The 13,161-nt window shown below is 71.4% G+C and carries 11 protein-coding genes; 10 read left to right on the top strand and 1 reads right to left on the bottom strand.

All coding sequences use genetic code 11. From position 1 onward, the window contains the following. Positions 1–65 precede the first annotated feature (65 nt). The 5 genes from QSJ97_RS21375 (at position 66) to QSJ97_RS21395 (ending at position 6,994) form a co-directional block, all read left to right on the top strand. Positions 66–926, top strand: a complete 861-nt coding sequence (locus QSJ97_RS21375) for a PhnD/SsuA/transferrin family substrate-binding protein (RefSeq protein WP_285674324.1) — start codon at positions 66–68, stop codon at positions 924–926. A 3-nt stretch (positions 927–929) separates the two neighbouring features. Further along, positions 930–2,423, top strand: coding sequence for a sensor histidine kinase (locus QSJ97_RS21380; RefSeq protein ID WP_285674326.1), 1,494 nt, complete (start codon positions 930–932; stop codon positions 2,421–2,423). Continuing rightward, entirely contained in the window at positions 2,423–3,784 is a 1,362-nt protein-coding gene (locus QSJ97_RS21385; protein WP_285674328.1) for a sigma-54-dependent transcriptional regulator, read from the top strand. Before QSJ97_RS21380 ends, QSJ97_RS21385 begins: the two co-directional genes overlap by 1 nt. A 158-nt stretch (positions 3,785–3,942) precedes the next feature. Further along, a complete protein-coding gene (locus QSJ97_RS21390) occupies positions 3,943–4,461 on the top strand; it encodes an arsenate reductase (azurin) small subunit (RefSeq protein ID WP_285674330.1) in 519 nt (172 codons plus the stop codon). A gap of 13 nt (positions 4,462–4,474) precedes the next feature. Further along, positions 4,475–6,994 (top strand): arsenate reductase (azurin) large subunit, encoded by a 2,520-nt coding sequence (locus tag QSJ97_RS21395; RefSeq protein ID WP_285674332.1) that lies wholly within the window; start codon positions 4,475–4,477, stop codon positions 6,992–6,994. A 45-nt stretch (positions 6,995–7,039) separates the two neighbouring features. Here the strand turns inward: QSJ97_RS21395 and QSJ97_RS21400 are convergent, their stop codons facing one another. After that, entirely contained in the window at positions 7,040–8,059 is a 1,020-nt protein-coding gene (locus QSJ97_RS21400) for a 1-aminocyclopropane-1-carboxylate deaminase (RefSeq protein ID WP_285674333.1), read from the bottom strand. Between the two features lie 140 nt (positions 8,060–8,199). Here QSJ97_RS21400 and QSJ97_RS21405 point away from each other — a divergent pair, with 140 nt between their 5' ends. The 5 genes from QSJ97_RS21405 (at position 8,200) to arsJ (ending at position 13,052) form a co-directional block, all read left to right on the top strand. Then, complete coding sequence (locus tag QSJ97_RS21405; protein ID WP_285674334.1) at positions 8,200–8,676, top strand: Lrp/AsnC family transcriptional regulator; 477 nt, start codon at positions 8,200–8,202, stop codon at positions 8,674–8,676. Positions 8,677–8,753: 77 nt separating this feature from the next. Next, the gene (locus tag QSJ97_RS21410) at positions 8,754–9,647 is read left to right on the top strand and encodes a metalloregulator ArsR/SmtB family transcription factor (protein ID WP_285674335.1); all 894 of its coding nucleotides are present in this window, start codon (positions 8,754–8,756) and stop codon (positions 9,645–9,647) included. 3 nt (positions 9,648–9,650) lie between these two features. Beyond that, positions 9,651–10,730, top strand: a complete 1,080-nt coding sequence (gene arsB, locus QSJ97_RS21415) for an ACR3 family arsenite efflux transporter (RefSeq protein WP_285674336.1) — start codon at positions 9,651–9,653, stop codon at positions 10,728–10,730. Positions 10,731–10,764: 34 nt separating this feature from the next. After that, a complete protein-coding gene (locus QSJ97_RS21420; protein WP_285674337.1) occupies positions 10,765–11,778 on the top strand; it encodes an ArsJ-associated glyceraldehyde-3-phosphate dehydrogenase in 1,014 nt (337 codons plus the stop codon). Continuing rightward, positions 11,775–13,052, top strand: coding sequence for an organoarsenical effux MFS transporter ArsJ (gene arsJ / locus QSJ97_RS21425; RefSeq protein WP_285674339.1), 1,278 nt, complete (start codon positions 11,775–11,777; stop codon positions 13,050–13,052). The genes QSJ97_RS21420 and arsJ overlap by 4 nt, the downstream gene beginning before the upstream one ends. The last annotated feature ends 109 nt before the right edge of the window (positions 13,053–13,161 follow it).

Genomic DNA, 13,161 nt, shown 5'->3' on the forward strand with positions numbered 1-13,161 from the left:
GCAAGCCGGTTGATTGCCGCGCCGCTTTGGCAGAGGCTCGGCGGAAAACAGGGGAGGGCGCGACCGTGCGATCGGAGATCGGCCGGCGCGGGATCATCACGGGCGGCATGGCGGCGCTCGCGCTCGGCGCGGGGCGTGCCTCCGCGCGCGGCGCGGTCACGTTCGGCCTGACGCCGGTGTTCCTGACCAGCGACCGCGAGATCCTGGCGCTGCTGCGCGGCCATCTCGAGGCGGCGCTGGACCGCCCGGTGCGGCTGGTGCTGCGCCGGACCTATCAGGAGATCACCACCATGCTGCTCGCCGGCCAGCTCGATGCGGCCTGGATCTGCGGCTATCCCTTCGTGCGCCACCGGGCCGAGCTGGCGCTGCTGGCGGTGCCGGTCTGGCGCGGGCGGCAGCTCTACCGTTCCTATCTCATCGTTTCGGCCGGGCGCGCGGCGGCCGGGCTGGCCGATCTCGCCGGCGACATCCATGCCTTCTCCGACCCGGATTCCAATTCCGGCTTCCTGGTCACCCGCAGCGAGCTGGCGGCGATGCAGGTCTCGCCGGACGCCTTCTTCGAGCGGCATTTCTTCACCTATGGCCATCGTAACGTGGTGCGCGCGGTGGCCAGCGGGCTGGCGCAGTCGGGCAGCGTCGACGGCTATGTCTGGGAGGCGCTGGCCGCCACCGAGCCGGCGCTGACCGCCGGCACCCGGGTGATCTGGCGCTCGGAATGGCTCGGCTTTCCGCCGGTGGCCTGCGCCCGCGAGGCGGTGGGCGCGCCGGGCGTCGAGCGGCTGCGCCGGGCGCTCTATGCCATGCAGGGCTCGGAGACCGGCCGGCGGGTGCTGCGGCTCCTGCAGCTCGACGCCTTCGCCCCCGGCGAGCCGGCGCTGTTCGACGGCATCGCGGCGCGGCTCGGCTCGCTGGCGCAGGAGGGCTGAGGCATGGTCCGGCTCGGCGCGCTGTCGCTCTCGGTGCGGGTGCCGCTGCTGGTGGCGGCGCTGATGGTGGTGGTCGGGGTGATCGCCTCGGAGCGGGTGCTCTCGCGCCTCGCCGAGACCCAGCAGCGCCAGCTCCGCGACCTCGCCGCGCTCTATCTCGACGGGCTCTCGGTGGCGGTGCTGCCGGCGGCGCTCCGGGCCGATGTCTGGGAGGCCTATGACGCGCTCGAGCGCGCCACCCGGCAGGATCGCAGCCTGCGCGCGCTGGTCACCACCGTGGTGATGGCGGAGGGCGAGATACTCGCCTCGAGCGATCCCGCGCGCTACCCAACCGGCGGCGCGGCGGGCGACCGCCTCGCCCATGCGCCGCCGCCCGGCGGGCTGGTGCTCTCCGGCGAGGCGCCCTCGGTGCGGGTGCAGGCGCCGCTCGACTACCAGGGCGAGACCATCGCGCGGCTGCATGCCGAGCTCGACGTCACCGAGCTGCTGGCCGAGCGGCGGCGGGCGCTGCTCTATCTGGTGCTCGGCAACGCGGCGGCGACGGTGCTGCTCGCCGCCGCCGGCTATCTCGTGGTGCGCCGGATGCTGCATCCGGTCAGCCTGATCGCGGCGCATATGCGGGGCGAGGGCGGGGCCGGGCCGCAGCCGATCCCGGAGGCGCGGATCCCGCGCGGGGCCAACGAGTTCTCCGCCCTGTTCCGCACCTACAACGCCCTCGTCGCGGCCGAGCGCGAGCGCGAGGAGATCGCCCGCCGCGCCGCCGAACACCAGCGCCTGGTCAGCCTCGGCCGGCTGGCGGCGAGCGTCGCGCACGAGATCAACAACCCGCTCGCCGGGATGCTCGCCACGGTCGACACCATGAAGCGCCACGGCGACCGGCCCGGGGTCGCGGCCTCCGGCGTCGCGCTGATCGAGCGCGGCCTGATCGGCATCCGCAACGTGGTGCAGGCGATGCTCACCTCGAACCGGGCCGAGGCGGCGCAGCTGGCGCTCTCGGAGGCGGATTTCGACGATCTGCGCCTGCTGGTGACGCCGGAGATCCGCGAGCGGCACCAGCGGCTCGACTGGCAGGTGTCGCTGGGCGCCGGCGCGCGCTTTCCGGTGGCCAGCGGCCCGGTGCGCCAGATCGTGCTCAACCTGCTGCTCAACGCCACCGCGGCGGCCGGCGAGGGCGGGCGCGTCGGCTTCCGGGCGGGCTGCGACGGCACGGCGCTGCGCCTCGCGGTCTCCGACAGCGGCCCCGGCCTGCCGGCGGCGGCGCGGGCACGGCTCGCCGCGGGCGCGGCCGGCGCCGATGCGCCCGGCGCCGCCCCGCACACCCCGGATGCCGCCGATGCCGCCGATGCCGAGGGGGCCCGGGGCAATGGCGTCGGCCTCGGCGTGGTGGCGGAGCGCGCGGCGGCGCTCTCGGCCCGGCTCGACACCCGCCGCAGCCCCGCCGGCGAGACGGTGATCGAGATCGCGATCCCGCTCGCCGCCGAGACGGAGGCCGCCTGATGCTCGACGGACGGCGCATCGCGGTGATCGAGGACGACGCCATCATGGGCGAATCGCTCGTGCAGCGGCTCGCGCTCGAGGGCGCCGAGCCGCTGCTCTGGCGCACCGGGCGCGAGGCGCTGCGGGCGCATGCCGCGCTGGCCGGCCCGGTCGATGCGGTGGTCTGCGACATCCGCCTGCCGGATCTCGACGGCGAGGCGATCTTCATGGAGATCGCCCGCGCCGCCGCGCCGCCGCCCTTCCTCTTTCTCACCGCGCATGGCGACATCGACCAGGCGGTGCGGCTGCTGCGCGCCGGCGCGGCGGACTACCTGACCAAGCCGTTCGAGATGGATACCTTCCTCGCCCGCCTGGCCGCGGTGGCGGTGGGCCGCGGCGAGGCGACCGGGCCGGAGGGCGCGCTCGGCGTCTCGCCGCCGATGCGCCGGGTCGAGGCGATGCTGGCGCGGCTGGCCGATCACGCGCTGCCGGTGCTGCTCTCCGGCGAGACCGGGGCCGGCAAGGAGGTCGCGGCGCGGCATCTGCATGCCCGCTCGGCCCGCGCCGGCGAGCCCTTCGTCGCGGTCAACTGCGCCGCGATCCCGGCGGAGCTGCTGGAGAGCGAGATCTTCGGCCACGAGAAGGGCGCCTTCAGCGGTGCCCATGCCCGCCATGCCGGGGTGGCCGAGCGCGCCGGCGGCGGCACCCTCTTCCTCGACGAGATCGGCGACATGGCGCTGCCGATGCAGGCCAAGCTGCTGCGGCTGATCGAGGATGCCGCGTTCTTCCGCATCGGCGGCGAGCGCCCGGTGGCGTTCCGCGCGCGCATCGTCTCGGCGACCCATTGCGACCTCGCGGCGCTGGCCGCCGAGGGGCGCTTCCGGCAGGACCTGCTGTTCCGGCTCAACGCGGTCGAGGTGGCGCTGCCGCCGCTGCGCGCCCGCGAGGCCGACATCCCCTGGCTGATGCGGCGCTTCTTCGAGGCCGCCCGCGCCCGCGGCCCGACCCGGCTGCGCGCCATCGGCAGCCTTGCCGAGGAGGCCGCGCTCTCGCATGGCTGGCCGGGCAATGTGCGCGAGCTGCGCAACCGGATCGACCGGGCGGTGGCGCTCGCCGAGGGCGAGGTGCTGGGGCTGGCCGACCTGTTCCCGGAGTTCCTGCTGCAGGGCGGCGGCGAGGAGGCCGGCGTGGCGCCGCTGGCCGAGGCCCGCGCGGCGGCGGAGCGGCGCCAGATCTCCCGCGCGCTCGAGCACACCGGCGGGCGCATCGCCGAGGCGGCGGCGCTGCTCCAGGTCTCCCGCACCACGCTGTGGGAGAAGATGCAGCGGCTCGAGATCCGCCCCGGCGCGGCCGGCGGCGATGTCCGGAATTCCGGACGCTGAGCCCGGCCGCCCGTTCGGATAACCGGACGGTTCCGCCCGCCGCCCCCCGAAATCTCCCCGTAAGCCCCCGGAATCGCTGGCCCCGGCGCGCTGGCACGCGCCTTGCTCCCGTCCCGTGGAGCCACCGATACCGATCAAGAACCAATGGGAGGACAGGAATGCGGTGCAGGAAGATGGCCGAGATCGGCCGCCGGCAATTCTTGAGGGGCGGCGCGCTGGCGACCGCGGGAGCCGCCGCGGTGGCGGTGAGCGGGCCGGAGGCGCGCGCCGCCGTGGCCCCGGCGCGGGTCGCCTATCCGGCGAACCGGCTCGCCAACATCGCCGATCTGACGGTGAACGAGCCCCTCGACGTGGCCTATCCCGACGACGACGCGCCGGGGGTGCTGCTGAAGCTCGGCCACCCGGTCGAGGGTGGCGTCGGGCCGGAGGGCGACGTGGTGGGCTTCTCCACCATCTGCCCGCACAAGGGCTACCCGCTGTTCTACAATGCCGAGGACCGGACCCTCAACTGTCCGGGCCATTTCTCGCGCTTCGACCCGGAGGCCGGCGGACAGCAGGTCTGGGGCCAGGCGACGCAGAACCTGCCGCAATACGTGCTGCGCGTGGACGATGACGGCGAGATCCATGCCGAGGGCGTGGACGAGCTGCTCTACGGCCGCCTGTCGAACGTGCTCTGAGGGAGGGACCAGCATGGCCTACAAACGCCAGATCGACCGTCTGCCGATCATCCCCGCGGACGCGAAGAAGCACAACGTCACCTGCCACTACTGCATCGTCGGCTGCGGCTATCACGCCTACACCTGGCCGATCAACAAGCAGGGCGGCACGGCGCCGGAGGAGAACGCCTTCGGGGTGGACCTCTCGGAACAGCAGGGGGCGGAGACCGAGGCGTGGTATGCGCCCTCGATGTATTCCATCGTCAAGCAGGACGGGAAGGACGTCCATCTCGTCATCAAGCCGGACCAGGGCTGCTCGGTGAATTCCGGGCTCGGCTCGATCCGCGGCGCGCGGATGGCGGAGAACCGCCGCTCCGACGTGCTCGGCACCCAGCAGCAGCGCCTGACCGAGCCGATGGTCTGGCGCTACGGCACCTGGCAGCCGACCTCCTGGGAGGATGCGCTGGATCTCGTCGCCCGCGTCACCGCCCGGGTGATCGACGACGGTGACGAGGACGACCTCTATGTCTCGATGTTCGACCATGGCGGCTCGGCCGGCGGCTACGAGAACACCTGGGGCACCGGCAAGCTCTATTTCGACTCGATGAAGGTGAAGAACTGCCGGATCCACAACCGCCCGGCCTACAATTCCGAGGTGCACTCGACCCGCGACATGGGGATCGGCGAGCTCAACTACTGCTACGAGGACTACCAGCTCACCGACACGATCTTCATGGTCGGGGCCAACAGCCTGGAGACCCAGACCAACCTCTTCCTCAACCACATGGTCCCCGGGGTGCGCGGCGACACGCTGGCGAAGAAGGAGGCCGAGCTGCCCGGCGAGCTGCATGCCCCGGCGAGGGTGGTGGTGGTCGATCCGCGCCGCACGGTGACGGTGAACGCCTTCGAGGAGGTCGCGGGCAAGGAGAACGTGCTGCATCTCGCGATCAACTCGGGCACCGATCTCGCGCTGTTCAACGCGCTCTTCACCCATATCGCCGACCAGGGCTGGGTGGATGCCGAGTTCATCGCCGCCTCGACCTTCCAGGACGGCGTGGCGCAGCCGCAGGACGAGCAGCACCCGGCAGCGCTCGGCAGCTTCGAGGCGGCGCGCGCCGCCTGCCGCATGTCGCTGGCGGATGCGGCGGCGATCTGCGGCGTCTCCGAGGCCGATATCGCGAAGGCCGCGGAGTGGATCGCCATGCCCAAGGAGGGCGGCGCGCGGCGGCGCTGCGTGTTCCCCTACGAGAAGGGCATCATCTGGGGCAACGACAACTACCGCACCATCGGCGCGCTGGTGAATCTCGGCCTCGCCACCGGCAATATCGGCCGGCCCGGCGGCGGCGTGGTGCGCCTCGGCGGGCACCAGGAGGGCTACATGCGGCCCTCGGACGCGCATGTCGGCCGGCCCGCCCCCTATCTCGACCGGCTGATCATCGGCGGCGGCGGCAAGGTGCACCACATCTGGGCCAACGACCACTACAAGACCACGCTCAACGCCTCCGAGTTCAAGCGCGTCTACAACCGCCGCACCAACATGGTGAAGGAGGCGATGGATGCCCGCGCCGGCGCCACCCGCGAGGAGCTGGTGGATGCCATCGTCGCCGCCATCGAGGCCGGCGGGCTGTTCTCGGTGAATGTCGACATCGTGCACACCCAGATCGGGCAGCAGGCGCATGTGATCCTGCCGGCGGTGGAATCGGGCGAGATGAACCTCACCTCGATGAACGGCGAGCGGCGCATGCGGCTGGTGGAGAAATACATGGACGGGCCGGGCTCGGCCAAGCCCGACTGCCTGATCGCCGCCGGCCTCGCCCAGGCGCTCGAGCGGGTTCTGCGCGAGGAGGGCCGCGACGCCTATGCCGACCGCTTCAAGGGCTATGACTGGGCCAGCGAGGAAGACGCCTTCATGGACGGCTACCACGCCAACACCGGCCAGATCGTCACCTATGACCGGCTGCGGGCGATGGGCAACAACGGCGTGCAGGAGCCGGTGATCGGCTACGAGGACGGCAAGCTGATCGGCGTGAAGCGGCTCTATGCCGACGGCAAGTTCGACCGCCACGGCCGCGAGGACAAGAAGGCACTGTTCTGCTGCGGCGCCTGGCGCGGGCTGCAGGCCCCCGGCAAGGCGGCGCAGAAGGCCGGCTTCCGCTTCCTCGTCAACAACGGCCGCTCCAACATCAACTGGCAGAACTGGTTCCTCGACAAGGACAACGACTTCGTCGCCGACCGCTACCCCTATCCCTTCCTCGAGATCCATCCCGACGACATGGCGGATCTCGGCCTCGCGGCGGGGGATCTGGTGGAGGTCTACAACGATGTCGGCGCCACCCAGGCGATGGCCTATCCGGTGGAGACGGCGCGGCGCGGCGAGACCTTCATGCTGTTCGGCGCGCCCTCGGGCACCCAGGGCAACGTGATCAACGCCGGCACCAACGAGCTGATCCTGCCCAACTACAAGCAGACCTGGGCGGATATCCGGAAGATCTCCGACGCCCCGGCGACGGTGAAGCACCTCTCCTTCAAGTCGAAGGAATACCGCATGGGCTGAGCCATGGGGCCCGGGGCCGGCGCCGGGCGCGCCGGCCCCTTCCGCTCACCCGTCCTTGTAGTGGTAGCTGTAGCCGTTCAGCGCCGGCGCGCCGCCGAGATGGGCATAGAGCACCCGCGCGCCCTCCGGGAAGAAGCCCTTGCCCACGAGGTCGATCATGCCCTGCATCGACTTGCCCTCGTAGACCGGGTCGGTGATCATCGCCTCGGTGCGGGCGGCGAGGCGGATCGCGGCATTGGTCTCCTCCGAGGGCACGCCATAGGCCGGATAGGCATAGTCCGGGTTGACGACGATCTCCTCCTCGCGCACCGCCCGGCCGAGGCCGACGAGCTCCGCCGTGCCGTCGACGATGCCGCGCAGCTGCGCGCGGGTCTGCGCCGGGGTGCCGGAGGCGTCGATGCCGATCACCCGCTCGGCCCGGTCCTGCGCCGCGAAGCCGACGATCATGCCGCCCTGGGTCGAGCCGGTGACGACGCAGACCACGATGTAGTCGAAGCGGAAGCCGAGGTCTTCCTCCTGCCGCGCGACCTCCTCGGCGAAGCCGACATAGCCGAGCCCGCCATATCTGTGCACCGAGGCGCCGGCCGGGATCGGATAGGGCTTGCCGTCGGCATCCTTCACCGACTGGATCGCCGCCTCCCAGCTCTTGCGGATGCCGATGTCGAAGCCGTCATCCACCAGGCGGCTGTCGGCGCCCATCAGCCGGGTCATCTGGATGTTGCCGACGCGGTCGTAGACGGCGTCGAAATGCGGCACCCATTTCTCCTGGATCACCACGCATTTCATGCCGAGCTTGGCCGCCGTCGCCGCCACCATGCGGGTGTGGTTCGACTGCACGCCGCCGATCGAGACCAGCGTGTCGGCGCCGCTCGCGATCGCGTCCGGCACGATGTATTCGAGCTTGCGCAGCTTGTTGCCGCCCATCGCGAGGCCCGAATTGCAGTCCTCCCGCTTGGCATAGATCTGCACCTTGCCGCCGAGCGCCGCGCTCAGGCGGGGCAGGGGCTCGATCGGCGTCGGGCCGAAGGTGAGCGGGTAACGGTCGAATTTCTCCAGCAGCGACATCGCCGGGTCTCCTCTTTGCTTCGGGGCGGAGCCTAGCCCGCGGGGCGTGCAATGTGCTTTCCTTCTTGCGCGCTGAATCTCCGGAAATCTTACCTTTCGGGCGCATTCCTGGCGATATCGGGGCATTGAAGAGGTTTCAGATGAAAGATCCTTCCGCCGGGGAGATCGACCGAATCGACCGCAACATCCTGCGCGCCCTGCAGCGCGACGGGCGGCTCTCCAATGCCGATCTGGCGAAGGCGGTGAATGTCAGCCCGGCGACCTGCCACCGGCGCACCCAGCGGCTGATCGCGGCGGGGCGGATCCGCAATGTCCGCGCGGAGGTCGATCCGGAGGCGGTGGGCCTCGGTACGCTGGTGATGGTCGGCGTGGTGCTCGACCGCTCGACGCCGGAGAGCTTCGCCGCCTTCGAGGACGCGGTGGCCGGGATGAAGGAACTGCTCGACTGCCACCTCGTCGCCGGCGATTTCGACTATCTCCTGAAGATCCGGGTGCGCGATCTCGGCGATTTCAACCGGCTGCACAGCCGGATGCTGATCGCGCTGCCGGGGGTGCGGCAGATCCGCAGCTTCTTCGTGATGAAGCAGGTCAAGGAGAACGCGCCGCTGGCCTTCTGAGCGGGCGCGGCCGGCCGGTTTCGATCGTCATCGAATGGTCGCTTGAATGATCCATGAATTCGTGTATTCACGGATTCATGGATAATGAATCGCACGCCGCCACCCTCACCGCCCTCGGCCATCCCGGCCGGCTCGCCGTGTTCCGCCTGCTCGCCCGCCGCGCGCCGGACGGGGTGCGGCCGAGCGAGATCGCCGATGCCCTCGGGCTCAAGCCGACCACGCTTTCGGCCCATGTCTCGCTGCTGGCGCGGGTCGGGCTGGTGAACTCCGAGCGGGTCGGCAAGTCGGTGTTCTACCGGATCGACCTCGAGCGGGTCGGCGCGCTGGTTCAGTTCCTCGTCGCGGATTGCTGCCGCGGCCGGCCCGAGCTCTGTGTGCCGCTCGCGGCGCATGCCCTCTCACGTCTCGACACAGGACCCGATCCCATGTCCGCCACCCAGCCCGAGCGCGTCTTCAACGTGCTCTTCATCTGCACCGGCAATTCCGCCCGCTCGATCTTCGCCGAGGCGATCCTCGCCAGGGAGGGCGCCGGCAAGTTCCGCGCCTTCTCCGCCGGCACCCGGCCGCGCTCCGAGCTGAACCCGCAGGCCATCGAGGTGCTGGAGAAGTTCGGCCACGACGTCGCGGGCCTGCGCGCGAAGAATGTCGACGAGTTCCAGGGCCCCGGCGCGCCGCCGCTCGACTTCGTCTTCACGGTCTGCGACCAGGCGGCCAACGAGGAGTGCCCGCCCTGGCCGGGCCAGCCGATCAGCGCCCATTGGGGGATGCCCGACCCGGTGAAGGCCGAGGGCAACGAGGCCGAGCGCGGCCTCGCCTTCCTCCGCGCCTATGCCACGCTGCGCCACCGGCTGACCGGCTTCCTGGCGCTGCCGGTGGCCGAGCTCGACCGGGTCTCGCTGCAGTCCCGCCTCGACGCGATCGGGCGCAGCGATGCCGGAACCCCGGCCGAAACCACCGTGGAGGCCGGCTGAGACATGGCGAACACCACGCATGACGCCCCCGCCGCCCCCGCCGCCTCGGCCGAGGCGGCGGGCCTCGGCGCCTTCGAGAAATGGCTCTCGCTCTGGGTCGGGCTGGCGATCCTCGCCGGGCTGGTGCTCGGCAGCCTGGCGCCCGGGCTCTTCGGGGCGCTGGCCGGTGCCGAGATCGCCAGGGTCAACCTGGTGATCGCGGTGCTGATCTGGGCGATGGTCTACCCGATGATGGTCGGCGTCGATTTCGCCGCCCTCGCCCGCATCGGCGACAAGCCCAAGGGGCTGATCGTGACGCTGGCGATCAACTGGCTGATCAAGCCCTTCACCATGGCCGCCCTCGGCGTGCTGTTCTTCGAGCACGTCTTTGCCGGGCTGATCCCGCCGGAGGACGCGCAGGCCTATCTCGCCGGGGTGATCCTGCTCGGCGCGGCGCCCTGCACGGCGATGGTCTTCGTCTGGTCGCAGCTCACCCGTGGCGATCCGACCTACACGCTGGTGCAGGTCAGCGTGAACGACGTGGTGATGATCTTCGCCTTCGCCCCGATCGTCGCGCTGCTGCTCGGCGTCACCGACATCCCGGTGCCCTGGGGGACGCTGCTGCTCTCGGTCGGGCTCTATGTGGTGATCCCGCTGGCGGCGGGGCTGCTGACCCGGGCGCAGCTGGTGCGCCGCGGCGGCGAGGCGGCGGTGGAGGCGTTCAAGGCACGGGTGAAGCCGTGGTCGATCATGGGGCTGCTGGCCACCGTGGTGCTGCTCTTCGGCTTCCAGGGCCAGGTGATCCTCGACCGGCCGATGGTGATCGCGCTGATCGCGGTGCCGCTGCTGATCCAGACCTACGGCATCTTCGCCATCGCCTATGGCGTGGCGCTGGCCTGGCGGATCCCCTTCAACGTCGCCGCGCCCTGCGCGCTGATCGGCACCTCGAACTTCTTCGAGCTGGCGGTGGCGGTGGCGATCAGCCTGTTCGGCCTCGGCTCCGGCGCGGCGCTGGCCACGGTGGTCGGCGTGCTGGTGGAGGTGCCGGTGATGCTCTCCCTCGTCGCGCTCGCCAACCGGACGCGGCACTGGTTCCCCGAGTGACCGCCAGACCCCCCTTCGAGCGAGGACCAACACCATGGCACGGATCGCAATCAACGGCCTCGGCCGGATGGGCAAGCTGCTGCTGCGCCGGCTGATCGGGGCGGGCACGACCGACGAGATCGTGCTGCTCAACGATGGCGTCGGCGATGCCGCGCTGCATGCCCATCTCATGGAGTTCGACAGCGTGCACGGGCGCTGGCGGGCGGAGATCGGCCACGATGCCGAGAGCATCACGGTGGACGGCCGCCGGATGCGCCTGACCGGGGCGAAGCGGCTCGAGGACCTGCCGCTGGCCGCGCTCGGCGTCGATCTCGCGATCGACTGCACCGGGGCGTTCAAGACCCCGGCCCGGCTGCAGCCCTATTTCGACGCCGGGGTGCGGAAGGTGCTGGTCTCCGCCCCGGTCAGGGAGGCGCCGGCGCTCAACCTCGTCTACGGCGTCAACCACGACCGCTACGACCCGGCGGCGCATCATCTGGTGACGGCAGCGAGCTGCACCACCAACTGCCTCGCCCCTGTGGTCAAGGTGCTGCACGAGGCGATCGGCATCCGCCACGGTTCGATCACCACGGTGCACGACGTCACCAACACGCAGACCATGGTCGACCGCCCGGCCAAGGACCTGCGCCGGGCGCGCTCGGCGCTGAGCTCGCTGATCCCCACCACCACCGGCTCGGCCACCGCGATCACGCTGATCTATCCCGAGCTCAAGGGCCGGCTCAACGGCCATGCGGTGCGGGTGCCGCTGCTCAACGCCTCGCTGACCGACTGCGTCTTCGAGATGGAACGCGAGACCACGGTGGCCGAGATCAACGGCCTCTTTGCCGCCGCCGCCGGGGGCGCGCTCGAGGGCGTGCTCGGCTTCGAGACGCGGCCGCTGGTCTCGGCCGACTATCTCGACGACCCGCGCTCGGCGATCGTCGACGGGCCCTCGACCATGGTGATCGCCGGCACGCAGGTGAAGGTCTATGCCTGGTACGACAACGAGTGGGGCTATGTCTGCCGCATGGCGGATCTCGCCGGCATGATCTCGGAGGGGATGGCGTGACCGCCGCCCCCCGGCCCGAGGGGCTCGCCGCCTATTGCGCGGTGACCGCGGCCTACTGGGCCTTCATGCTCACCGACGGTGCGCTCAGGATGCTGGTGCTGCTGCATTTCCACAGCCTCGGCTTCTCGCCGGTCCAGCTCGCCTGGCTGTTCCTGCTCTACGAGGCGGCCGGGGTGGTGACCAACCTCTCGGCCGGCTGGATCGCGGCGCGCTTCGGCCTCACCGCCACGCTCTATGCCGGGCTGGTGCTGCAGATCGGCGCGCTGCTGGCGCTGGCCGCGCTCGATCCGGGCTGGGCGATGGCCGCCTCGGTGGGTTTCGTGATGGCGGTGCAGGGGGTCTCTGGGGTCGCCAAGGACCTCGCCAAGATGTCCTCCAAGAGCGCGGTGAAGCTGCTGGCGCCGGCCGGCGAGAAGGGCGCGCTGTTCCGCTGGGTGGCGCTGCTCACCGGCTCGAAGAACGCGGTGAAGGGGCTGGGCTTCCTGCTCGGCACGCTGCTGCTCGGCACGGCCGGCTTCACCGGCTCGGTGCTGGCGATGGCGGCGGCGCTGGCGGCGATCCTCGCGGCGGTGGCGGTACTGATGCCGCCCGGCCTGCCGCGGGGCGGCAGGGGCGCGCGGTTCGGCGAGGTGTTCTCGAGGGACCGCAACGTCAACCGGCTCTCGGCGGCCCGGCTCTTCCTCTTCGGCGCGCGCGACACCTGGTTCGTCGTCGGCATCCCGGTCTATTTCTACAGCGTGCTGTCGGACGGCTCGGAGGCCGGCAACCGCGCCGCCTTCTTCCAGATCGGCGCCTTCATGGCCTGCTGGATCATCGGCTATGGCGCGGTCCAGGCGGCGGCGCCGCGGCTGCTAAGGGCGAAGGCGCGGAGCGTTGCCGAGATCGCCCGGCAGGCGCGGCTCTGGGTCGGGCTGCTGACGCTGGTGCCGGCGGCGCTGGCGCTGGCGGCCTGGGCCGCGGGCGGGCCGGCGGGCTGGCTGACCGCGGTGCTGGTGGCCGGGCTGCTGCTCTTCGGGGCGGTGTTCGCGGTCAACTCCTCGCTGCATTCCTACCTGATCCTGGCCTTCAGCTCGGCCGGCCGGGTCACCATGGATGTGGGCTTCTACTACATGTCGAACGCGCTCGGGCGGCTGCTCGGCACGCTGCTCTCGGGGCTGAGCTACCAGGCCGGCGGGCTGGCGCTCTGCCTCGCGGCGGCGGCGGCGATGGCCGGGCTGAGCTGGCTCTGCGCCGGGCGGCTCGCGCGCGCGCCGGGGCTCGCCGCGACGGGCTAGGCGCCCCGCTGCGCGCCGCCCGGCCGGGGCGGAGGCGGCGCGATGAGGGACGGCGCCGGCCCGCCGATGCTCGCGGTCGAGGATCTGGTCAAGACCTTCCCGCTCGGCA

This window comes from Paralimibaculum aggregatum (genome assembly GCF_030270585.1).
Taxonomy (GTDB): Bacteria; Pseudomonadota; Alphaproteobacteria; order Rhodobacterales; family Rhodobacteraceae; genus Thermohalobaculum; species Thermohalobaculum aggregatum.